The following is a 23483-nucleotide window of genomic DNA, read 5'->3' as shown; positions in this document are numbered from 1 at the left end:
TTATTCGATTTTCCATTTTTGGGCCAACCAGCTAGAAAAAGCTAGAAATCGTTCAGCTACTTGTTCATGGTGTCCATAAGGGTCAAAGACAAACTGGCCGTTCGGATAGCGTTTCTGAAGACTGGTATGGATCTGCTCAGCATAGACTGGTGCTTGAGCCAAGCGATTAGTGTGGTGTTCTCCTTCTGTTTGACCATTCTGTAAATACAGCAAACAGTCCAAATTTTTCACATTTTCTTCCTTGCAGTAGGTCACAAAATCAGGATACCAAAAGGAACCGCAGATCGAAAAGACACAGGAAACCTTGTCAAAGCTGAAAAGACTGTAGACTGCCGCCAAACCACCTAGTGAGTAACCTCCATAAGCAAGGCGAGTTTCGTCCAGGCGATAAAGTGACTGCAACTTGTCTAAAAGGCCTCCAAATAAATGATCATGATAGACGTTTGCCTGACCGCCAAAATCTGGAGCTCCATCTCTCAGAGCCGATGTCGCCCAGGGAGTATAGTCGTCTAAGCGATTTTTAGAGGTCAAACCCACCAAAATCACAGATTCGGAAAGGGACGATAGGAAGTCCAAGTTTCCATCATTCAATAAAATTGCCGGATAGGTTTGATTGGGGTCGTAGTTAGAAGGAAGGCTGATTTTGACTTGAATTCCTTCCCAATCAAACTCATTATTTATTGATAAAGTCATTGATTTTCTCAAGGGAATCAACCACTGCTGGACCATAGTCCATCAATTCATCGTAAGAGATGTTCATGATTTTTTGATTCTTAATTGCAGGAACGCTTTCCAAAACAGCATTTGCCTTCATCAACTCTACTGCTTTTTCATCCAATTTTTTATTGCGGTCGCTGGTTACATAGATAATCAATTCAGGATCCATTGACACGAGATTTTCCAAGGTCAAGCCTGATGTTCCCGTTGCAACGTTTGTATAACCAAGTTGGTTCAGCAAACTTTCTTGCAAAGCAGACTTGTAGGCACCGAAGGTTTCATCATTATAAGCAACCATAATCAAAGCCTTTTTCTTTTCACCTTGGCTTGCTGGATTTGCTTTCTTAACAGCATCAATTTTAGTTTGTAATTGTGCTGCGTATTCATTAGCCTTGTCCTGAACATTAAAAATCATTCCAAGATTTTTGACATCTTCTACGATATTCCCCAAATCTTGCTGAATTGTTGAGAGAGAAGCTTTTTGTGTATAAACTGGGATTTTATTTTCATTCCAAGTGCTAACTGTCCCCAAGGACTTTTCAGAAAACATCATGTTTCGACCCATCAAAGCGTCTGGCTCATAAGAAAGGACTGTCTCTTGTGAGACTGTTTTTTTATCCCCGATTTGAGGAATAGTCGCAATCGCGTCCTTGTATTTGTCCGTCACAGCATTGTCTGGATTGAGCATGCCAGCAATTTTATCCTTCAACCCTAACTCCAATAAGATTTCAGTGGTTGAAAGATTGTTGGTGATAACTTTTTCAGGTGTCTTGTCAAAAACTTGTTCGACTTCATTTCCTTTAGCATCATAAGTTTTGATAGTTAGCGGATAAGTCGTCTCTGCGCTCGCCTTTTGACTTGTTTCTGTACTAGACTGTGTGGTAGCCTTTTCTGTAGTAGTGTTACCACAAGCTGCCAAAGTTAAGGTAGCTACTGTCACGAGTAAAATACTGAGTGTTTTTTTCATCTTGTTTTCCTTTTCATTCTTATAAATAGTGAATCATTGCTTGCTGATCCTCGGTCCAAGTCACCTGACTTTGAACTCCGTATACAGTTTGCAATGACTCAGAGGTGATGGTCTCCTTTGGAGTCCCTTGGTAAAGGATTTCTCCCTCTTTCATCAGATAGAGATAATCCGAATAGCGACAAGCAAGTTGAATATCATGTAGGACAGCTAGAACATTGACCTTGAGATTCTTCACAATGGCCAACAAGTCTAGCTGATACTTGATATCCAAGTGATTGGTTGGTTCGTCCAGGAGCAAGAGAGTCGGTTCTTGCGCCAAGGCTCGGGCTAACAAAACTCGCTGTTTCTCTCCCCCTGACAGAGACGAATAGAGACGAGTTTTCTTCTCGAGCATATCCACCTTAACGAGGGCATCTTGAACGAGAGTAAAATCCCTTTCCCTTTCCTTCTGTAAAAAAGAGAGGTGGGGAGTTCTTCCCAGCAAGACGATTTCTTCAACTGTACAATCAAACTGCAGTTGGTTAAACTGGGTCACAACTGCCATTTGCTTGGCTGTTTCTTTGAGTGACCAATGATCCAGCGGCTTTCCATCTAGGCTTATCAAGCCTTTGTCCGCCTTTTCCTGACGATAGAGGAGTTTAAGCAAGCTGGTTTTTCCGCTTCCATTTGGTCCTAATATCGTGTGAAATTGATTCCCCTCAACCTTAAGAGAGACTCCTTTGAGGATTTTTTTCTCTCCTAGTCCAAAATGGATATCCTGACAAATCAAGTCCATATCAGACCCTCACCTCCCTTCGCCTACCTCCAACAATATAGATAAAGAAGGGAGCACCTACTAAGGCTGTGAAAATACCAATAGGAAGCTCTGCGTTTGGAATGATGATACGAGAGAGTACGTCTGCCCAGATGACAAAGAGGGAACCCATCAAGGTTGCAACAGGAAAAAGCCTCTTGTAATTCGTTCCTACTAACCCTCGAGCTAAATGTGGAGTAATCAGACCGACAAATCCAATAATCCCACAGGTTGCCACTAAGACTGCTGTCAGCACAGCCACCATGGTCACATAAAGATACCAATAAAAGCGTAAGGGAATCCCCAAAGTTAAAGCAGCCTCATCTCCCATCATCATCGCATTGAAAACACGATACTGAGTAGAGAAAAATAGAAAGGCCATTCCTACTATTATAGTTGGCAGGACCAAGTCTGCCCAGGTAGTCCCAGCAAGCGAGCCCATGGTCCAAAACTTAATGGTCATCACACTGTCCGCATTAGCACCAACTGAGATAATAAAGTTTGAAAAAGCCAGAAAGAGAGCATTGACCACCGTTCCTGATAAAATCAGACTAGAAGTCGTCATCCTTCCCTGCATAGAGGCAATGATGAGGACAGAAATTGTTGCCAAAATAGCTCCAAGAAAAGCTCCAAGGCTAATCATCACTTTTAAACCAAGAATGATGCTCAAAGTTGCCCCTAGAGTTGCACCCGCAGATATTCCTAAGACATAAGGCTCAGCGATGGGATTGTTCACTGTGGACTGCATCACGCTACCACACATAGAAAGGCCTGCTCCCACTATCAGACCTAACAATACTCGGGGAAATCTCATGTTCCATACAATGACAAGAGTGGACTTGGAAACCTCTCCTATCTCAAGAGGAAATCCTAATCTGCTCAAAATAATCCGATAGGTATCTCCTAGATCAATTGCAACAGATCCCATTGAAACTGCTAGAAAGAGAGAAATCCCTAAAGTAGCTAGCAAAATAACTAAAAGTAACACAAATTGCTGGTCTTGTCGGCTTCCAGAAAATTTGGAAAGCATGCAAACCTCCTATGATAGAATCTTAAAAATTTAGAAAATTCTCATGAAAAAGTATACCATATTTTCAACTGCGTAACAAGATGAGAACAAATGAATATAGTTGGTTTTATTGTGCTAGGAACCGTAACCGAAGATTAAACTTGAGTATGTCGAGGTAAGGTGACAACATAAAAAGCCCTCTGAAAATCAGAGAGCCAATTTGAGCTCGGGATAAAATCCTAGTGAAACAAAAAAATCTACACGGTCAGAAAAGTCTCTATCGTGCCATTTTCATACATGATGTATAGTCCAAGTACAATGAATACTAAGGGCACAATGATTCGCTCGTATTTTTCAATTGTCTCGAATATTAACGGAATAGAGGATAACACCCGACTAATCTCGCATAAGATAATTATGCCGATTACAAACACAAGCAACGCCACGAGGGTCTGTGACCAATCTAACGAAGCAAAATAAGGTATATAGATACCTAAATTATCTCCGCCAGACGCAATTGTTAGCAATGTAACTGTCCAAAACAGTTGATTTGCCTTGCTTTGTTCTAATCTTTCAATAATTTCTTCCTCTTCTTCCTCTTCTTCCTCACCTTCTCCAACAATTGCAAAGCGAATCCCTAAATAGATAGGGATTAAACCAAGCAATCCAATCATCCATTCTTCAGGCACGAAATTAACGACATAAGCAGCAACTAAACTCGCACCTACAAGTAAGCCTGTGCCTAGATATTGCCCCGCATAAATATGCCATTTTTGTTTATTCTGTGATAGCTGTGCAAATAAAATAAATAAAATAATTAAATAATCGATACTGGTGGAAATATAAACACCAATAGCAGATATAATTGTCTGTCCCATAAAAAACCTCCTGTATTGGTCAGTAATAAATCAGCAGATTTTAGGAGAGCACAGACACATTAATTTAGCTATCGCTAGTGGGTAATGTCGAACATAGGAAAGCATTTTACTCCTCCTCAAAACGTAGTTACAAAGTAATTTCTAACTGGAATTCAGTGACTACTTCCATGTAGAGTATAACATATTATACTTTACTTCGTAAAGTGTGGGCTCTCCGAGGGGGCTTGCAGACAGCTACTCGGCTTTTCAATCCGAGTAGCTACGCACCTTTATGGTGTAATTAGCTGATACCATTTGAGGTTTTTGTAGTCTCCAAAATTGTGACCGATAAAACACACAATCCGCTATTAAGGTGGGTTACTCAGTTTTTGTAGTCTCCAAAATTGTGACCGATAAAACCTCAATAAAAAAGCCCTCTGAAGTCAGAGAGCTGATTTGAGCCCGGGCTAAAATCCATACAAAAAAGCTACCCATTTTAGAGTAGCTTCATTATCAAGATATGCTCAATTGAACACGGCCTAAGCACTTGGCAAAAAAGATAAAATTTCCTAGAAACTGAAGTTTCTTCGTCAATTTTCCTATTTTTGCTTTGTGCTTTTGACGGCCTTTGTATCTTGAATTAGCGACGAAGTCCTAGAGAGTTGATCAACTCACGGTAACGGTTAACGTCGTTTTTACGCAAGTATGCAAGCAAGTTACGACGGCGACCGATTTTTTTCATCAATCCACGGTAAGTAGCGTGGTCTTTTTTGTGTTGTTTGATGTGTTCGTTAAGGTGGTTGATTTCCCAAGTAAGGACAGCAACTTGAACCTCTACTGAACCTGTATCACCTTCGTGACGTGCATATTGTGCGATGATTTCATTTTTTTTCTCTTTTGAGATTGCCATGATGTTTCTCCTTTTTATTTGGCTTCATCCGAGTGACAGGTTGGCATGCCTGTAACCAAGAAGAAGTTATTTGTCTTTACGACAATCCCTATTCTACCAATAACTAACTTCTTTGTCAACAGATTTACTTTCTTGTTTTAAACATGCTATAATAATCATAGCAAGAGATTTAAGTTATCTGTTTTTTTAAAACGAGGTGATTATCATGCGTAGATTCTATTTCCATCTCCCCTACTATCTGGTCATATCCTTCTTTTATTGGCCACTTTATGAGTTGGTCTTGCTAGTTGTTTCTGACCCCCTTACACTCAAGGGACTCTGTATAAACAATCTTCTCTTCTTTACACCTCTGGTAATCTTGATTATATCGCTACTCTATAGCTACCGTTTCCGTTTCTCACTTTGGTGGTTAATTGGTAACGGACTGCTCTTTTGCTTTACTATCATAACCTTCGGTGAATTTATCTGGTTTTACTTTTTAGCCTATGAAATCTTTGCTCTGGTGGGCATGGCTTCCGGTATTGGCATCAAGCATATTCTACAAAAAATGAAAAACAAAAAACTTTCACAAAATCCTTGAAAAATCTCACAATCATGCTATAATAATCCATAGAGACAAGTCGCTTAGTCCCTTTCTACTAGAGAGTGCGTGGTTGCTGGAAACGCATAGAAAGCCTAAACTGATACTACTCTTGAGTTTTTTATGAAAACATAAAACGGTGGCCACGTTAGAGCCAATCAGAGGTGTCCCTCTCTTTTGAGGTACATAAATGAAGGTGGAACCACGTTGCGACGTCCTTTTGAGGATGTCGCTTTTTGTTTTTCTAGCTTTCACAATCCTCTGTCCCTGTTTTCAGAATAGGGTTAACACATTCGTCAATAATATAAGTAAGGAGAACATCATGATTAACATTACTTTCCCAGATGGCGCTGTTCGTGAATTCGAATCTGGCGTTACAACTTTTGAAATTGCCCAATCTATCAGCAATTCCCTAGCTAAAAAAGCTCTTGCTGGTAAATTTAACGGCAAACTCATCGACACTACTCGTGCTATCACTGAAGATGGAAGCATCGAAATTGTGACACCTGACCACGAAGATGCCCTTCCAATCTTGCGTCACTCAGCCGCTCACTTGTTTGCCCAAGCAGCTCGTCGTCTTTTCCCAGACATTCACTTGGGTGTTGGTCCAGCCATCGAGGACGGCTTCTACTACGATACTGACAACACAGCTGGTCAAATCTCTAACGAAGACCTTCCTCGTATCGAAGAAGAAATGCAAAAAATTGTCAAAGAAAACTTCCCATCAATTCGTGAAGAAGTGACTAAAAACGAGGCACGTGAAATCTTTAAAAACGACCCTTACAAGTTGGAATTGATTGAAGAACACTCAGAAGACGAAGGCGGTTTGACTATCTATCGTCAGGGTGAATATGTAGACCTTTGCCGTGGCCCACACGTCCCTTCAACAGGCCGTATCCAAATCTTCCACCTTCTCCATGTAGCAGGTGCTTACTGGCGTGGAAATAGCGACAACGCTATGATGCAACGTATCTACGGTACAGCTTGGTTTGACAAAAAAGACTTGAAAAACTACCTTCAAATACGTGAAGAAGCCAAAGAACGTGACCACCGTAAACTTGGGAAAGAGCTTGACCTCTTCATGATTTCACAAGAGGTTGGTCAAGGACTTCCATTCTGGTTGCCAAATGGTGCGACTATCCGTCGTGAATTGGAACGATATATCGTTGATAAGGAGTTGGCTTCAGGCTACCAACACGTCTACACTCCACCACTTGCTTCTGTTGAACTTTACAAGACTTCTGGTCACTGGGATCATTACCAAGAAGACATGTTCCCAACTATGGACATGGGTGACGGGGAAGAATTTGTCCTTCGTCCAATGAACTGCCCGCACCACATCCAAGTCTTCAAACACCATGTTCACTCTTACCGTGAATTGCCAATCCGTATCGCTGAAATCGGTATGATGCACCGTTATGAGAAATCAGGTGCCCTTACAGGTCTTCAACGCGTGCGTGAAATGTCTCTTAACGACGGTCACCTCTTCGTTACTCCAGAACAAATCCAAGAAGAATTCCAACGTGCTCTTCAGTTGATTATCGATGTTTATGAAGACTTCAACTTGACTGAATACCGCTTCCGTCTCTCTCTTCGTGACCCTCAAGATACTCATAAGTACTTTGATAACGATGAGATGTGGGAAAATGCCCAAACCATGCTTCGTGCAGCCCTTGATGAAATGGGTGTGGACTACTTTGAAGCCGAAGGTGAAGCAGCCTTCTACGGACCAAAATTGGATATTCAAGTTAAGACCGCTCTTGGAAAAGAAGAAACTCTTTCTACTATCCAACTTGACTTCTTGCTTCCAGAACGCTTCGATCTTAAATACATCGGAGCTGATGGTGAGGAGCACCGTCCAGTTATGATCCACCGTGGAGTTATCTCAACTATGGAACGCTTCACAGCTATCTTGATTGAGAACTACAAGGGTGCCTTCCCAACATGGCTAGCACCTCACCAAGTAACCCTCATCCCAGTATCTAACGAAAAACACGTGGACTACGCTTGGGAAGTGGCGAAAAAACTCCGTGACCGCGGTGTCCGTGCAGACGTAGATGAGCGCAATGAAAAAATGCAGTTCAAGATCCGTGCTTCACAAACAAGCAAGATTCCTTACCAATTAATCGTTGGGGACAAGGAAATGGAAGACGGAACTGTTAACGTTCGTCGCTATGGCCAAAAAGAAACACAAACTGTCTCAGTTGATGACTTTGTTCAAGCTATCCTAGCTGATATCGCCAACAAATCACGCGTTGAGAAATAAGAGATAAAACCTAGGATAGAATCCTAGCTACCTAAAAAGCAACAACTATTTCAGCTGTTGCTTTTTATATTTTATTTAACCTGAGCTAGTAGTGATTGGTCAATCCACAACAAATAGTATCCCCATCAACAATCCTTTCTATCCACTAACTTTTGAATATAGGATTTCCTCCCAAGATTTGCTTTCATGAGTTGGATAAGGTCAATATCCTCAATCCTTGTCTGCTTCATTTTCTTTTACGAGATCGTTTTGTGAATCTTTTTCAGAGAGTTTTTGATCGATATACTTGTTAATGGTTTCATAAAATTCCTTGGTCGCTTCACTATCTAATGTTGGCGAGTTCTGAACTTGATTCACTTTCAATTGAACAGATTGAATACCGTAAGAGGCTTGTTTTTGGTGGAGTGTTTCTAATTCTTCTTCTGAAATCGGATCTCCAACAACCGTCAAGACCAACTCATTGTTACTTGACTTGTAGACTTGATTAATGACCGTGTGATTGGCGAACTCTTTTCCTACAAACTGCTTGATTCCTTCTTTTCGCGCTTGATCTATCGTCAGAGTGACTGCTGAATAACTAGCTGGAAGAATCAACAATACAATCAAAGAAATCAAGCCAATTCTCATTTTAATGCTCAGCTCTTTAAATGAAGTTAAAGGAGATTTTCTCATCAAAATTCTTGTTCCAACAATGTTGGCTAGCATGATAAAGACACAGTTGATCAAGAAAAGATAGAGAGCCCCCAATAAAAATCGTACATTCCCATTAGCTAAACCATAGCCAGCAGTACAGATAGGCGGCATCAAAGCTGTAGCAATGGCTACTCCTGGCACGATATTGTTTGCTTCTTTTTTCCTTGAACCGATCACACCAGCAATCCCACCAGCAATAGCAATGAGAACATCCCAAATGGTTGGAGAGGTTCGTGCGATCAACTCGCTACTTGCATAAGACAAGGGAGAAATCCAGAAATACAGAGTCGAGACAAGCAAACTGACCAACACTTGAGTCAATAAAACCTCTAGAGATTGCTTGATTAAACGCGTATCAAAAATAGCTAAACCGAATCCCAGTCCAACAATCGGTGTCATGAGAGGTGAAATCAACATGGCTCCTATAATGACAGCTGTTGAATTCATATTTAGTCCGATAGAGGCAATAAAAATTGCACACATCAAAATCGCTGTATCTCTCAATCGAACATGAAGGTCATCGTATAATTTCTCACGGTATTCCCGTGTTGAATAATTGGCAGTCATTTGTCCTCTCCTCTTTCCTTATTTAAATTGGTATAATAATTAAAAATAACAGCTGATAAACAGCCAAAAAATATGAGCCCATAAATCGTCAAGAAGACACTGGTAATCCTTCCAATCAAGGTCACAGCTAGGAGATCCCCGTAGCCGACAGTCGTCGAAGTCACAAAAGCATACCAAAGACCGTCTCCGTAATTTGTGATAGCAGGTTCAACTAGGAAAAGCACGCCTCCTGACCCAAAAACAAAGGTCACAAAACTCAGAGCAAACCGAGTAAAACCCGTAACCTGCATAATATGCCATAACATTTTTAAACGTTTCATTTGTTCTCCTTATTCATACTAGCTCCTGACCGAGCCGTTTTTTTCCAATAATCAAAGTGAAGATAGGACATGATCTCCATCAGAGAAAGATAGACAAACTGATAGATCTGATTTAAGCTGATTATCAACTGATATTGTTTGAAAAATGACTGGAAGAAAGACCAGATATGACTGTCTTGAATCAGTCCCTTCTTAATATCAGACAGGATATTAGCTAAAGCTCCCAAGGACTGAAACGGTAAATCCTTGACATTTATATAGATCCGGTCCACCACATCATTCAGACTGGTATCTTGGATGGCATGAAATTCTCCAAAGAGAACTCCTGCCGCTCCAAGAGTAGAAACAAATTCCACCAAATAATTTCTGAGGAAATTTTCTCAACCTTTTCCCATAATGTGTTTAGTGCCATCCATAACGATCCCAACCAGAAAAAGGAAAGAAAACAAGCAAAGAAATTTTGCCGTAAATCCCAAAAAGCTTCAAGACTTGGTGTTGTTGGTTTTTCTAACTCTTTTCCTTGAACCGATCACACCAGCAATCCCACCAGCAATAGCAATGAGAACATCCCAAATGGTTGGAGAGGTTCGTGCGATCAACTCGCTACTTGCATAAGACAAGGGAGAAATCCAGAAATACAGAGTCGAGACAAGCAAACTGACCAACACTTGAGTCAATAAAACCTCTAGAGATTGCTTGATTAAACGCGTATCAAAAATAGCTAAACCGAATCCCAGTCCAACAATCGGTGTCATGAGAGGTGAAATTAACATGGCTCCAATAATAACAGCTGTTGAATTCATATTTAGACCGATAGAGGCAATAAAAATTGCACACATCAAAATCGCTGTATCTCTCAATCGAACATGAAGGTCATCGTATAATTTCTCACGGTATTCCCGTGTTGAATAATTTCCGTTCATTGGTTACTCCTTTTATTTTATATAATCTTGTTTCTGCATGGATGATGGTAGAGAGACTTCTGTCCAATCTTACATATTTTTCTTCTCACCTGTTATTCTTTTGAAAATTATCTTTTAAGTATCCGTCAGTCCATCCTTTATATTATATCAAAAATTTTACAGTTTTTCTCTGACGAAATCTATCAATTGAATAGATAGATGAAGCAAGAAATTTTTGTTTCCTTATCCGAAGAAGGAAAAACGGTATCTCCTGAACCTTGATACTATGCGTTTTATTCTTTATAATTTAGCTATTTCAAAATTACAAGTTCTCCATTCTTAATTTCCCAAACTTGGTCAAACTTACTTAATAATTCGTTTTGGCGATGTAAAGTAACAATGACGGCACTTGGTAGTTCCAGAACTCTTTCCAATTCCATTTTAAACTGATTAGTATCCAAGGCAGAGAAAGGTTCGTCTAGGATAAGCAATGGATTTTTACGATTTTTCTCACGATTTAAATACATTCGTTGTTGCTGACCACCTGACAGGGATTGTGGTGGAATTTTTTCAAAATCTTCTTCTCTGAATTTTTCATTGAAACTATTGAATAGTGTTACATTATTTTCATAACTCGAAATAAATGTATGTTCTTGTTGCAGAATCATACCGAATCTTCCCCAAAGATGGTCCAAAACAAGCCCATCTAGCACAATTTGTCCTTCAAAATCTTCATCTGTTCCATTTAAAATGTTGAGAAGACTACTTTTTCCAGAACCATTCTTACCAATAAGCGCAATTTTATCCCCTTTTTGAATCGTAGCGGAAGTAATTATCAATTTTGATTCTCCCAGTTGTTTGGAAATGTTTTTCAAAGTAATCGTATCAAAAGAATGTTGAGGTGCTTGAACTGAAACGGGTCTCCCAACAATGTTTTGAAAACTCTTGATTACAGGCTTTACGGACTCTAACATTTGTAAATCATAAAGGATTTCCTGTATTGGTTCAGAAAAAGCATTAATATATCCGAAACTCGCCACCACCTCAGGAATACCGAGTTGCTGGTGAGATAGAGAGTAGGCTAAATAAACAGAACAAGACTAATGAATTCAAAAGAAACACCTGTCAATAAGATGCCTGTAATTTTTGTCAAACCATACTTAAAATACTTATCCTGCAAATTCTTTAGAGAACTCTTTTGTTGATTCAAAAAATGCGACATAGTTAGTTTATTTACCAAATGATGTCCCATGAGCAAATCCTCCAAAGTTCGATAGTAATCTCCTTGTTTTTTCAAGTAAACCTGTCTACGATTAGCGGTCAACTTCCCAACGATTTTAGGAATTTGAATACTAATTCCAGTGGAAAAGATTAAAATCAGTGATACAATAGGATTAATTGTTCTGCTAATAATGAAAGCGTAAATGATGATACGTAAAATTTGTTTGATAAAACTCATCAATGGAGGAAGGTAATCCTTTTCCAACGAATCTAGGTCATTAGATTGATAGGAAATATACTCTGCTACTGTTTTCTGCTTGAAATCGTGGTGACTGAGTCCCAGAAGTGAACGAAACCACTCATTTTTCAAAGTAGTCGAAAAGATAATCCCCTGCTTCCAATCAAGTATCATTTGGATATAGTTACAACTCAAATAGCCTGCCACTGACATAGAGTAACCATATAGAGCTACTTGATAATCCCCTTTGATTAATGCCTGCGTGAAATACGGTAACAAAGCAGTGCAGATATTCGATATTGCACCAAAAAGAAAATTAAAGAAGAGATACCATCTAATAGTTTTAAGATATGGTAGCATATACGATACTCCTTACTAATACTTTTTTTACATATCGAAGAACAATCTCTACTATTCCCTGTTTCAGATAGTGTGATACCAGGACATTGAGTGCAATAATTGGCAATCACACAAGTTCTGCAGTTTTTACTATCATTCCAAGTATAATTTGCTATTTTGTAAAATATAGGTCTATCCCATGTTTCTTTGATAGATGTAAAATGAATATTTCCAATACTTCTATTGAAAGTAAGCTTTTTCAGTTTTTCTAACGATTTAGGCTATTTCGTGACACACCCACAATCCGTGAAAATTCTGGTTATATCAGATTATGTGATTTTCGTAAGAATTTTATATTGTCTCCAATCATGGTAGTCTCCTTTTACTTGATAAAACTATTATAACATTTAGAAATTAAAAACTGGTTCAAAATCAATAGGATGTGTGTATTCGATACATTCAATAAATTCTTGGAAACAGTTCTACACCAGTTACACAAATCTATATACACCTATCTCATTCAAAATAAAAAGAAAGCTGCAGTTCTTTTAATCCTGTATCAACGATTCATTCTGAAATCGAATAGGAGACATTTCCCAAGTCTACAATTCACTTCATCTCAAATTAATTTTTGTAATTAACCCTTAGTTTATAGATTTTATACTCAACAAAAGTATAAAGCATACAAAACTTCACTTTGAACCAGTATTTATACTATATTCCGTATTAAAAATTCTATTATTGGTTTTGTAAAAAACAGTCTTCAAATATCCTGAAATATAGCAAAAAGAGATTGGGTAAAAACTCATTGTCTCTTCTCACTCAAGGACTAAGTTTACTTGAGCAAACTGAATCCGCACTATCGTTCCTTTTCCAACCTCAGACTCGATACGAATCTGGTGCCCCAGTTCTTCAGAAATTTTCTTAGATAGATAGAGGCCAAGTCCAGATGACTGCTGAGTTAGGCGTCCATTATATCCTGAGAAGCCACGTTCAAAGACTCGGAGGACATCACTGTTTTTTATCCCGATTCCCGTATCCTTGATACAGAGTTCCTGGCCTTCCATATAAATCTCCAGACCACCTTCCTTGGTGTACTTGAGACTATTTGAGATAATTTGTTCAATGACCACTAGTAACCACTTCTTATCCGTCACAATTTCTTTATCAAGGTCATATAGGTTGACATTTAGGCCTTTTTGAATAAAGAAAAGAGCATATTTACGAATTATTTCCTTGACCAAGTCCTCAATTTGCACCTGCTTCAAGACCAAATCATCATGGAAACTTTCTAAACGCAGGTACTGTAAAACTAGATTGGTATAGGAATCAATCTTGAAAATTTCCTGTTCTAATTGCTGCTTCAGTTGGCGGTCGGCTACTTCTGCAACTAAGAGTTGACTGGCTGCAATGGGGGTCTTAATCTGATGGACCCACAAGGTATAGTAATCCAGTAAATCCGTCAGTTTTCTTTCTGAATCTGACTTCTGCTGATAAAGTTCCATCTCACGCGCTTCTAATTTTTCTGCTAAAACTCTTTCCAAAGGAGACTGAGCTTCCCTCTCCCCATAGAGAATTTCCTGACGATATACCTGCATTTCTACCAATATGTCCCAAGCGAAAAATAAAATGGTTACAAAGCAACACAAGAGGAAAAAGTAGAGAAAGTAAATTCCCAAACTGGCAAATAAAAACTGAAAGAGTAAGAGCAGAAACGTCAAAGAAATCAGATAGACAAACAGACGACTACGGGAACGCAGATAGGCTAGAAAAAATTGTTTCCAATCAAGCATGCTTCAGTCCGTACCCTATCCCTTTCTTGGTCTCGATAAATCCTACCAACCCCTGCTCTTCCAACTTTTTACGCAATCGAGCCACATTGACAGAGAGCGTATTATCATCAATAAAAAAGTCACTGTTCCAAAGTTCCCGCATCAGGTCATCACGCGCTACGATATTGCCTGCATGCTCAAACAAAACTCGTAAAATCTGGAATTCGTTCTTGGTCAAATTCAAGACTTGCCCTTGATAATGTAAATCCATGGATTTGGTATTGAGGATAACACCAGCATATTCCAGTAAACTCTCGTCACGCCCAAACTCATAGGAACGACGCAACAAGCCCTGAACCTTGGCTAAAAGAACCTGCTGGTCAAAAGGCTTGGTCACAAAGTCATCCGCCCCCATATTGATTGCCATGACAATATCCATAGCCTGGTCTCTCGAAGACAGAAACATGATAGGCACCTTGGAAATCTTGCGGATTTCCTGACACCAGTGATAGCCATTAAACAAGGGCAATCCAATATCCATGAGGACCAGATGAGGCTCCGACTGGACAAAAAGACTCAAAACTTCCATAAAGTCTTCTACCAGAACCACTTCAAATCCCCATTCAGAGAGCATTTTCCCGACCTGTTGACGAATGACCTGATCATCTTCTACTAATAAAATCTTGTGCATCTGATTCTCCTTTGCTAATTTTAGGAGTCTTAAATCCTTTAGTATAAATAGAGGGCTTAGTATCTAATACTTTTTTGACATTTCCTTGTCACAACAGCTCAAAAACAGATAGTGAATAACCCCATTGATATCATACCTTATTTTCAGACATAGTGCCAGCACTACCCTTTTATTTTTAATTTTTTCAACCTTCATTTCAGTTCTTTTATCCATCCCCTTAACCAAAATTTATATCTATTCTTCCAAACCTTGAGTGTAGTTAAAACGACACTCTATACTCTTCTAACATTGAAAAGCTCCTTATCAAGTGGTATCCGTAAAAAGTTCTAGCTTTCAGATTGACAATCTGAAAAAGATTTGTTAAGATATGAATGAACAATATTTAATATTCATTCAGAAAAGAGGTGAATCAAATTGGACAAAAAACAGACTTTGAAATCCGCAGCTTATGAAGTTTTTTCAAAAAAAGGATACAAGGCGACAGGAATTTCAGAAATTGCTAGACAAGCTCATATGGCAGTCGGATCTTTTTATAACTATTACGAAAGTAAAGAAGCTATTTTTTTAGATATCTATATTGATGAAAACAACCGTGTTCGCCAAACTATGATCGAAGAACTGGATTGGGAAATTGATATGATTGATCTTATTAGTCAACTCTTTGCTCAATCCAGAGCACTCGTTTCCTCCAATAAAATCCTTGCAGAATGGTACAATCCTGCCATAGCAGATGAGTTGCATAGCTACTATTCCTCAGAAGAAGGAAAAGTCACGAATCCATTTCATCAATTTCTCGTGAAAACCTTTACTCATCGTTTGCAGGCTGAAGGCCATTCTCCAGAAAAAATTCAAGATATTTTACAAGTTTACAACCTATTTTACTACATGGATATGCATATCACAGAAAATGATTTTCCAGATATTAGCAAAACTGTAGAAATACTAGCAACCAACTTCATTAAAGGAATACTGAAATAAAGAAATCTTTTCTTTATTTTTTGGAAATTATTGAATGAAAAAAAATATTATTCATTCATAGAAAATTACTACACCATAGGAGTTAAAAATGAAACGAGGGAAAAAAATGTTCATAATTATTCTAACTACACTTGGAGTGCTCGGCTTTATATCTTGGGGAATCATTACCTATCTTGGACGAAGTCAAACTTTATCGATAAAATCCATTGAAAATCCCAGCGGAGATTTGTATTTAGTTCACATCACAAAACCAAAAAATCAAATATGGAAAGCTGGCTCCTATGCTCAGTTTAAGCTTCCTGACAGCTCGTTTGGTCCAGACAAAAGTCCAGTAAAGGAGGATCAGGCTAGCCGATGGCTAACCCTTGCTTCCACTCCTGATGAGGATGAAATTCTTATTGTAACCCATAATAGTGGTAGCGTGTTTAAGGAAACCTTAACACATTTACCAGCTGGTAGTAAAATTGAGATGAGTTGGCTGGAGTCATCTTTATCTGTTAAAGACAATGACCAAGCACTAGTTTGTTTTGCCTCTGATGTCGGTATTTCTACTCTACGTCCAATTATGAAAGAGTGGGCTGGTAAGCGCTCCATCATTCTTAATCATTTAGACAAAGGAGTAAACATTTTTGATAATGAGTTAAAAGAGCTTAGTAAGAATAATCCGAATCTAACTTATAAAACTAGCGAAACCTTTTCTCAAAGCCAAGCATTTTTAAAAAATGCGGTTGTGAAATACGGTAACCAAGCTATTTATCTCTTAACCGGCCAACCTGATGATATAAATGAGATGAAAAATTTCTTAAAAGAGAATGGGATTGACGACAAACAGATACAAACAAGTATATTTAGAGGTTTGAAATAAAAGCAAACTGTCTTCTATGTGTCTGAATCATACCATTATAGGTCGGTATGTAGAGAACTCGTACAAACCAACTAGTAAATTCTATGTGATTGTGATAATATAAATAAAAAGAAAGGAGCTCTTATGACCAATATTTTTGACTATCTGAAAGATGTCACACACGATTCCTTTTACGACCTTCCTTTAAATGAATTAGATACTCTAGCCTTAACAGAAATCACCTACCTCTCCTTTGATAATCTGGTTTCCACAAGTCCTCAGCGACTTTTAGACCTGGCTCCTCAGGTTCCAAGAGAGTCTGACATGTTGACCAGCAAAAATCGCCTCCAGCTATTGGATGAGCTATCTCAACACAAGCGCTTCAAAAATTGCAAACTCTCCCACTTTATCAACGACATAGACCCTGAGCTGCAAAAGCAATTTGCTGCTATGACCTACCGCCTCACTCTCGATACCTATCTGATTGTCTTTCGTGGGACTGATGACAGCATCATTGGCTGGAAGGAAGATTTCCACCTGACCTATATGAAGGAAATTCCTGCTCAAAAGCATGCCCTCCGCTATTTAAAGAACTTTTTTGCCCAACATCCTAAGCAAAAGGTCATTCTGGCTGGGCATTCCAAGGGAGGCAATCTAGCCATCTATGCTGCTAGTCAAATTGAGCAAAGCTCGCAAAATCAGATCACAGCAGTTTATACCTTTGATGCGCCTGGTCTCCATAAAGAGCTGACACAAACTGAGGGCTATCAAAGGATAATGGAGAGAACCAAGGTCTTCATCCCACAAGGCTCCATTATCGGTATGATGCTGGAAATTCCTGCCCACCAAATCATCGTGTACAGTACTGCCTTAGGTGGTATCGCCCAGCACGATACCTTTAGTTGGCAGATTGAGGACAATCACTTCGTCCAACTGGATAAGACCAACAGTGATAGCCAACAAGTTGACACAACCTTCAAGGAGTGGGTGGCCACAGTCCCTGACGAAGAACTCCAGCTCTACTTCGATCTCTTCTTTGGCACCATTCTTGATTCTGGTATTACTTCTATCAATGACTTGTCTTCCTTAAAGGCTATCGAACACATTCGTCATCTCTTCGTCCAAGCTCAATCCCTCACTCCAGAAGAAAGGGAAACCATGGGACGTCTTACCCAATTATTAATTGATACCCGTTACCAAGCATGGAAAAATAGATAGTACCTTTCAAAAATCAAATGTATACAAAACAAAAGACCTAGAATACATACTTTCATGTGCATTCTAAGTCTTTTTAAATAGAATCTGACTACCAAATAACCCCTTTATAGGCTATCAAAATGAGGACTGATAGCAGGACATAAAAGGCAAGGAAAAGCCATTTCATTTTGACACAGAGCGCTACGTACTCCCGAATAAAAGCAGATGGTATGTAGTAGCCTGCCGTCCTACATCCGAGGCCATCTCCCTTCATATTTAACTTACGCGCATAGGTACTGGTACGAAAAACATGATAGTCATTCGTAACAAAGAGGAATTGAGGTTTTGCTATCAGTTTCTCGCCAAGTTCCTTAGAAAAGAGAAGGTTCTCATAGGTAGTCCTTGATTGTTCCTCCAGAATAATCGCATCTTGGGGAACATCTGTCTCTTCAAGCATATAATTTATAATGGCCTGCGCTTCAGAAATCTTCTCATCTCCTCCTTGACCACCACTAGCAATGATTTTGATATGAGGATTCTTAGAATTGTGGTAAGCTTCCACTGCCTTATCAATCCTCCTCTTCAGCAAAGGAGTTACCCTTTCTCCGTCTAACAAACCTGCACCGTGAATGATAATAAAATCATAATGCTTCTTCTTAGGAATAAAGAGATACAAGATAGAGTACAGAATAAAAGCCACAAAAGCAAAACCAAAAATAAAGTAAGAATAAGCAATAAATGCAAATAAAATGTTTAGAAAGTGATTGGTGTAAAATAATTCATTTCTATCACCCAATCGAAATGACATCAAGGCAAAAAATAACAAAATGACTATTCCAAGGAGCATTGAGAGATAATTAGCCTTTGAACGTCCCTCTCGCTTCAGCAAGATAAGGCCATTATAGATTAAAAAGATGCCACTTAGAAAAAGCAGTATCGGAAGTAAAATAAAGGGAAATATAAAAAAAGCGAAATGAATCTTCTCATACCCATTTTGATAAAAAAGGTAGCCTAGATAAAAATAACTGGAAATGAGGGATAATAAGAATAATACTGGATTCCACAAACTTCTATTATCTTTCCAAAATGACACTATAAAGGCTAATACAATTCCTATAACAAGATACATTTCTTCCTCCTTTAATGATTCTATTTTATCACAATTTTACATAGAGAAAAAGAGGGCATCTACCCCTCTCACTCCTTCATTTGACTCTCTGCATCGGCCACGACCTGTTCTAAACTGGTCTGACCAAGTTCAGCCTCCATAGCCAGCTGGATTCTCTCCAATTTTTGATCCAAAACATCATGAATATGAGCTCCAACTGGGCAATTTGGATTTGGATTGTCATGGAAACTGAAGAGTTGGCCTGTCTTACCAAGACATTCGACCGCTTGATAAACATCTAAAAGACTAATGTCTTTGAGATCCTTAACAATCTCTGTTCCGCCCGTTCCGCGCGCGACTGAAATCAGCTCTGCCTTCTTCAACTGGGACAAGGTCTTTCTGATAATGACTGGATTGACCCCGACACTAGCAGCCAGAAAATCACTGGTCACCTTGCTTTCCTTCCCCTCGAGGGCAATAATTATCAGCATATGAGTCGCAATGGTAAATCTACTTGGAATTTGCATCCTCTTCTCCTTTTTACAAGGCTATCCTGCCTCTACTCTTCTTTTTCTTTTATTATACCCTTTTTAGTTGTAATGTCAATCGTTACCACCTTTTAACCAGGCATCTAATTCCCTATCATAGCCTTCTTTCTGGGCTAATTCTCTCAGAAATTCCTGATGATGAGTATGGTGGATCCCATTGACCAGACTTTCATAGTAAACCTCAAAATAGGGTAGTTTGAAGTCTTTAGCCAACTGCAATTCAGCTGCCACATCGTAGTCTACCCGTCGGAAGTCCATATCTACCAAGCCTTTGTCATCAAATTCTAAAATCATATACTGAGCTCGCAAGTCCTTCCGCAACTGGGCATCTAGAAAGAAAGGTTGCCCAATCGAACCCGGATTGACAATCAATTGCCCACCAGTCCCGTAACGAAGCAACTGCTGGTGAATATGACCATAAACAGCAATATCACAAGGCGGATTGGTCACCAAGCGGTCAAAATCCTCTTGCGCTCCAGTATGAATCAACTCTCTCCCCCAGTTCTTATCAGGAAGATGGTGGCTAATTCCCACCGTCAAATCACCAAACTGACGATGAATCTGGAGCGGTTGATTGTGGAGCAGTTCAATTTCTTCTAGGGAAATTTCCTCTAAAACATACTGGCACTGTCGCAAGAGATAGCGTTGACTGGGACGAGTACTATCCAATTCCTTGCGGACACCATGCCAAAGACTGTCTTCCCAGTTTCCCAAAACTCTAGCCGTAATCGGTAGTTGATCCAACAAGTCCAAAATCCTTCTACGCCCTGTCCCTGGCATGAGAATATCTCCCAGAAGCCAGTATTCATCCACTCCTAGCTGCCGAGCATCTGCCAAAACAGCCTCCAAGGCGGTGGTATTTCCATGAATATCTGAAAGAAGAGCTATTTTCATCATATCCATCTCCTCGTTTTTTCTCTTGCAATAAGTATAACATAAAAAGTCACAGCTAGAGAAATCTAGCTTTTTTTGATATACTAGATATAGATATTAGACAAGAGGAAACGAATGACCCCGAATAAAGAAGATTATCTAAAATGTATTTATGAAATCGGCATAGACCTGCATAAAATTACCAACAAGGAAATTGCGGCCCGCATGCAAGTCTCTCCCCCTGCCGTAACTGAAATGATTAAACGGATGAAGAGTGAAAATCTCATCCTCAAGGACAAGGAATGTGGCTATCTACTGACTGACCTCGGCCTCAAATTGGTCTCTGAGCTCTATCGTAAGCATCGCTTGATTGAAGTTTTTCTAGTCCATCATTTAGACTATACAAGTGACCAGATTCACGAGGAAGCTGAGGTCTTGGAACATACTGTCTCTGACCTGTTCGTGGAAAGACTGGATAAATTGCTAGGATTTCCCAAGACCTGTCCTCATGGAGGAACTATTCCTGTCAAGGGAGAACTCTTGGTTGAAATCAATAACCTGCCACTAGCTGATATCAAGGAAGCTGGCGCCTACCGCCTGACTCGGGTGCACGATAGTTTTGACATTCTCCATTATCTGGATAAGCACTCACTTCGCATCGGTGATCCGCTCCAAGTCAAGCAGTTTGATGGCTTCAGTAACACCTTTACTATCCTTAGTAAAGACGAGGATTTACAAGTGAATATGGACATTGCCAAACAACTCTATGTCGAGAAAATCAACTAATTTCTCAAGTCCCCCAACCAACCCTGAAAGTTTTATTTTCAGGGTTTTATTTCTATCATTTGATTTTACTTTCATTTAGTTGTAGAATATTTGTAAAAAAAAAGAAAGATATTTTAATATATGAAAAAATCACTCAAAATTTTTGCGATATCCAAATGGTTTGACCTCTTCGGGGTTGCTTTGGTCGTTGGGATTGCGATTGCATCTGGTTACCTCAACTCCCGTCTCGATAAATTCGTAGACTGGGGATCATGGACAGCTCTTGTACCTTTTGGATTGATTTCCGTAACCAACGTTGGGATTTCCATGTTGTCCACTCGTTTCACGGGAAAATTAAGCAAATGGGGAAATTACTTTGGGATTGTTAATACTATTTTGTCTGGTACTATTGATTATATCCTTGGAAATAAGGCAGCCATTATCACCTATCCCGTCACCTTCCTCATTTATACCTTTGCCATAAAGAAATGGGAAGCTTCGCAAGAAGGCAGACCCAACCAAATGAGCCAAAAACAGCTAAAATTGGCAGCCATCAGCATTTCCATCATCGCCTTTCTCTTTGCCTTTGTGACCAACTATATCGGCTATGGGGGCAAGATGAATCTCCTTGCCTATGTGACAACTATTGCCTTTGCACTGTCCCTCATTGCCAATGCTTTGAACGCATTGAAACTAACAACTCAGTGGGGCTTTTGGTTGATTTACAATTTTGTGCAGCTGACAAAGGCTGGCATTCAAGGAAATTTCGCCAATATCGGTAAATACATCTTTTATATCCTCAATGCAATCGGAGCTTTATTTGTCTGGAATGATGAAGAAGTAAGATAATAGAAGAAAACTTAAATAAAAAAACAAGTCGACTTAAGAGAATCTCCCTTCTGCTATTTTTATCATTTTACTTGTAACTCCCATTCTTTTGGAGTAGAATGAAGTTAGATAAAAGAGGGAGGTCATCTTATGAAAAAACTCTTTAGAATCCATTTTACAGCAATTGCAGTCATCGATTTGCTACTATTCGCATTTTTTAACAAAAGACCCGAGACATCTTTGGAGTGGCTCTTGCTCTCTGGTTTTATTTTCCTCCTTGCTCAAGGACTCCTGCTATTTCGCTTGGTTGTCCGACTCAAACATCAATTCGCTGAGATTTATCCTAAAATCAATAAAAAGATTCGCTTCTACTATTTAGGGATTCTCTCCATTGATTTTCTATTTTTTGTCCTCTTAGCCTTCATTAGTTCTCAGCGTTTTTACTCTCTTATGCCAATCATCACTGCTTGTCATTCTACTTTATATTATATGACGGCTGACTACCTAAGAGAACACTATCCAGATTTTTACGATAAACACATCTCTTTATGGGAGTGTCTCTAAGGAAAAGGAGGTTTTAGCATGAAAAAAATCATCTCCATCAAAACCATTCAACTCCTTATCATCGATGGAATTATGCTGGCATTTTTGACATTTAAAGAGGGGCTTACTTGGGATTGGATGTTGATTTATAGCGGTTGGCTCATTTTCTTTCATCCTGTGCTATTGACCTATCTTTCTAACCAGCTTTGTGATCACTTTAGTCAACTCTATTCCCAGATTAGACCGAGATTCTGGCGATTTGCCTTACAAATCCTTCTATGGGATAGCCTGATGATTCTCTCCTTGATATGTTTAAGTAGCATCCCACTTTTCCTTCAGGGGACACTCCTCATCCTAGGACATCTCATCTCTTCCTATCGCATAAGCCAAAGTCTGAAAAGAGATTTCCCCAAGGCCTATCAAGAACCGATGTCTTTTTGGAGTATTTTATGATAGATGAGAAAAACCAAGCCGGCTGGGCTTGGTCTTTCTTATCTATTTTTAGTATCTAGGATAATGGTAACTGGTCCGTCATTGACCAACTCAACTTGCATATCCGCTCCAAAGATACCTGTCTGAACAGGCACTTCTTGCGCTAGTTTTTGGTTGAAAACATCATAGAAGTCTGATGCCATATCCGGCTTGGCTGCACCTGTAAAGGCTGGACGATTGCCTTTCTTAGTATCCGCAAAGAGGGTAAACTGAGAAATAGAAAGGATTTCTCCTTCAATATCTTTGACAGACAGGTTCATCTTGCCTTCTGCGTCTGAAAAAATCCGCATATTGACAAGCTTTCTCACGGCATAGTCCAAATCTTCCTCTTGGTCCTCTGGTCCAACACCAACCAGCAATAGGAGCCCCTGATTGATTTTTCCCTGAACCTGATCTTCAATGCTCACTTGGGCTTTTTTAACCCGTTGTATAATGATTTTCATAATAGCCTTTCTAGTAAGAGCT

General features: G+C 39.3%; 24 protein-coding genes and 4 pseudogenes. 10 read left to right on the top strand and 18 right to left on the bottom strand.

The window, feature by feature from the left end:
* From O3599_RS03520 to rpsO, 6 genes are all read right to left on the bottom strand, one after another.
* A complete protein-coding gene (locus O3599_RS03520; protein WP_004255665.1) occupies positions 1 to 693 on the bottom strand; it encodes an alpha/beta hydrolase-fold protein in 693 nt (230 codons plus the stop codon).
* Complete coding sequence (locus O3599_RS03515; RefSeq protein WP_247933107.1) at positions 674 to 1684, bottom strand: ABC transporter substrate-binding protein; 1011 nt, start codon at positions 1682 to 1684, stop codon at positions 674 to 676. The genes O3599_RS03520 and O3599_RS03515 overlap by 20 nt, the downstream gene beginning before the upstream one ends.
* A 19-nt stretch (positions 1685 to 1703) precedes the next feature.
* Positions 1704 to 2459 (bottom strand): ABC transporter ATP-binding protein, encoded by a 756-nt coding sequence (locus O3599_RS03510; protein WP_371512011.1) that lies wholly within the window; start codon positions 2457 to 2459, stop codon positions 1704 to 1706.
* Between the two features lies 1 nt (position 2460).
* A complete protein-coding gene (locus O3599_RS03505; RefSeq protein ID WP_084954332.1) occupies positions 2461 to 3507 on the bottom strand; it encodes an iron ABC transporter permease in 1047 nt (348 codons plus the stop codon).
* 236 nt (positions 3508 to 3743) lie between these two features.
* On the bottom strand, positions 3744 to 4364 hold the full coding sequence (locus O3599_RS03500; protein WP_101785869.1) for a CadD family cadmium resistance transporter: 621 nt from the start codon (positions 4362 to 4364) through the stop codon (positions 3744 to 3746).
* Between the two features lie 619 nt (positions 4365 to 4983).
* Entirely contained in the window at positions 4984 to 5253 is a 270-nt protein-coding gene (gene rpsO / locus O3599_RS03495) for a 30S ribosomal protein S15 (protein ID WP_001018251.1), read from the bottom strand.
* 205 nt (positions 5254 to 5458) lie between these two features.
* On the opposite strand from rpsO, the gene O3599_RS03490 reads away from it, so the two are divergent.
* The 3 genes and pseudogenes from O3599_RS03490 (at position 5459) to thrS (ending at position 8099) form a co-directional block, all read left to right on the top strand.
* Entirely contained in the window at positions 5459 to 5833 is a 375-nt protein-coding gene (locus O3599_RS03490; RefSeq protein WP_180374892.1) for a hypothetical protein, read from the top strand.
* 73 nt (positions 5834 to 5906) lie between these two features.
* Positions 5907 to 6115 (top strand): annotated as a pseudogene (locus O3599_RS03485) (hypothetical protein).
* Positions 6116 to 6155: 40 nt separating this feature from the next.
* Positions 6156 to 8099 (top strand): threonine--tRNA ligase, encoded by a 1944-nt coding sequence (thrS, locus tag O3599_RS03480; protein ID WP_078238196.1) that lies wholly within the window; start codon positions 6156 to 6158, stop codon positions 8097 to 8099.
* A gap of 210 nt (positions 8100 to 8309) precedes the next feature.
* Here thrS and O3599_RS03475 read toward each other — a convergent pair whose 3' ends face one another.
* The 8 genes and pseudogenes from O3599_RS03475 to O3599_RS03440 form a co-directional block, all read right to left on the bottom strand.
* The gene (locus O3599_RS03475) at positions 8310 to 9359 is read right to left on the bottom strand and encodes a DUF389 domain-containing protein (protein WP_371512007.1); all 1050 of its coding nucleotides are present in this window, start codon (positions 9357 to 9359) and stop codon (positions 8310 to 8312) included.
* Positions 9356 to 9679, bottom strand: coding sequence for a potassium channel family protein (locus O3599_RS03470; RefSeq protein WP_000825751.1), 324 nt, complete (start codon positions 9677 to 9679; stop codon positions 9356 to 9358). Before O3599_RS03470 ends, O3599_RS03475 begins: the two co-directional genes overlap by 4 nt.
* A complete protein-coding gene (locus O3599_RS03465) occupies positions 9676 to 10035 on the bottom strand; it encodes a hypothetical protein (protein ID WP_000397555.1) in 360 nt (119 codons plus the stop codon). The genes O3599_RS03470 and O3599_RS03465 overlap by 4 nt, the downstream gene beginning before the upstream one ends.
* Positions 9960 to 10193: pseudogene (locus O3599_RS03460) on the bottom strand (TMEM175 family protein); the annotation flags it as partial. The gene O3599_RS03465 and the pseudogene O3599_RS03460, both read right to left, overlap by 76 nt.
* Positions 10192 to 10602: pseudogene (locus O3599_RS03455) on the bottom strand (DUF389 domain-containing protein); the annotation flags it as partial. The pseudogenes O3599_RS03455 and O3599_RS03460, both read right to left, overlap by 2 nt.
* A 290-nt stretch (positions 10603 to 10892) precedes the next feature.
* A pseudogene (locus O3599_RS03450) lies at positions 10893 to 12400 on the bottom strand (ATP-binding cassette domain-containing protein).
* A gap of 797 nt (positions 12401 to 13197) precedes the next feature.
* Entirely contained in the window at positions 13198 to 14172 is a 975-nt protein-coding gene (locus tag O3599_RS03445) for a sensor histidine kinase (protein WP_261056145.1), read from the bottom strand.
* Complete coding sequence (locus O3599_RS03440; RefSeq protein ID WP_000548991.1) at positions 14165 to 14842, bottom strand: response regulator transcription factor; 678 nt, start codon at positions 14840 to 14842, stop codon at positions 14165 to 14167. Before O3599_RS03440 ends, O3599_RS03445 begins: the two co-directional genes overlap by 8 nt.
* Before the next feature lie 408 nt (positions 14843 to 15250).
* Between O3599_RS03440 and O3599_RS03435 the strand changes: the two genes are divergently transcribed.
* The 3 genes from O3599_RS03435 to O3599_RS03425 all read left to right on the top strand — a co-directional run bounded on the left by O3599_RS03435 (position 15251) and on the right by O3599_RS03425 (position 17882).
* A complete protein-coding gene (locus tag O3599_RS03435; protein ID WP_141562089.1) occupies positions 15251 to 15820 on the top strand; it encodes a TetR/AcrR family transcriptional regulator in 570 nt (189 codons plus the stop codon).
* An 88-nt stretch (positions 15821 to 15908) separates the two neighbouring features.
* Positions 15909 to 16685 carry a ferredoxin reductase gene (locus tag O3599_RS03430; protein ID WP_261056146.1) on the top strand — a complete coding sequence of 259 codons (777 nt, stop codon included), beginning with the start codon at positions 15909 to 15911 and terminating at the stop codon, positions 16683 to 16685.
* A 123-nt stretch (positions 16686 to 16808) separates the two neighbouring features.
* Positions 16809 to 17882, top strand: coding sequence for a DUF2974 domain-containing protein (locus O3599_RS03425; RefSeq protein WP_371512004.1), 1074 nt, complete (start codon positions 16809 to 16811; stop codon positions 17880 to 17882).
* A gap of 88 nt (positions 17883 to 17970) precedes the next feature.
* Here the strand turns inward: O3599_RS03425 and O3599_RS03420 are convergent, their stop codons facing one another.
* From O3599_RS03420 to O3599_RS03410, 3 genes are all read right to left on the bottom strand, one after another.
* Positions 17971 to 18990: a YdcF family protein gene (locus O3599_RS03420; protein WP_371512002.1), complete on the bottom strand. Its 1020-nt coding sequence runs from the start codon at positions 18988 to 18990 to the stop codon at positions 17971 to 17973.
* Between the two features lie 68 nt (positions 18991 to 19058).
* The gene (locus O3599_RS03415) at positions 19059 to 19496 is read right to left on the bottom strand and encodes an Rrf2 family transcriptional regulator (protein WP_001166788.1); all 438 of its coding nucleotides are present in this window, start codon (positions 19494 to 19496) and stop codon (positions 19059 to 19061) included.
* Between the two features lie 75 nt (positions 19497 to 19571).
* Positions 19572 to 20414: a metallophosphatase family protein gene (locus tag O3599_RS03410; RefSeq protein WP_261048756.1), complete on the bottom strand. Its 843-nt coding sequence runs from the start codon at positions 20412 to 20414 to the stop codon at positions 19572 to 19574.
* A gap of 111 nt (positions 20415 to 20525) precedes the next feature.
* Between O3599_RS03410 and O3599_RS03405 the strand changes: the two genes are divergently transcribed.
* From O3599_RS03405 to O3599_RS03390, 4 genes are all read left to right on the top strand, one after another.
* Positions 20526 to 21176 carry a metal-dependent transcriptional regulator gene (locus O3599_RS03405; protein ID WP_000188514.1) on the top strand — a complete coding sequence of 217 codons (651 nt, stop codon included), beginning with the start codon at positions 20526 to 20528 and terminating at the stop codon, positions 21174 to 21176.
* Positions 21177 to 21296: 120 nt separating this feature from the next.
* Complete coding sequence (locus tag O3599_RS03400; RefSeq protein ID WP_371511999.1) at positions 21297 to 22004, top strand: nicotinamide mononucleotide transporter; 708 nt, start codon at positions 21297 to 21299, stop codon at positions 22002 to 22004.
* A gap of 129 nt (positions 22005 to 22133) precedes the next feature.
* A complete protein-coding gene (locus O3599_RS03395) occupies positions 22134 to 22547 on the top strand; it encodes a hypothetical protein (protein ID WP_070481897.1) in 414 nt (137 codons plus the stop codon).
* A gap of 18 nt (positions 22548 to 22565) precedes the next feature.
* The gene (locus O3599_RS03390) at positions 22566 to 22979 is read left to right on the top strand and encodes a hypothetical protein (protein ID WP_084925678.1); all 414 of its coding nucleotides are present in this window, start codon (positions 22566 to 22568) and stop codon (positions 22977 to 22979) included.
* Between the two features lie 38 nt (positions 22980 to 23017).
* Here the strand turns inward: O3599_RS03390 and dtd are convergent, their stop codons facing one another.
* Complete coding sequence (dtd, locus tag O3599_RS03385; protein ID WP_371511998.1) at positions 23018 to 23461, bottom strand: D-aminoacyl-tRNA deacylase; 444 nt, start codon at positions 23459 to 23461, stop codon at positions 23018 to 23020.
* Positions 23462 to 23483: the final 22 nt, after the last annotated feature.

It is taken from the genome of Streptococcus sp. 27098_8_103, from assembly GCF_041432345.1.
Lineage (GTDB): Bacteria > Bacillota > Bacilli > Lactobacillales > Streptococcaceae > Streptococcus > Streptococcus mitis_BV.
Note: the sequence above shows the minus strand (reverse complement) of the source record. Positions and strands in the feature narration are given on the sequence as shown.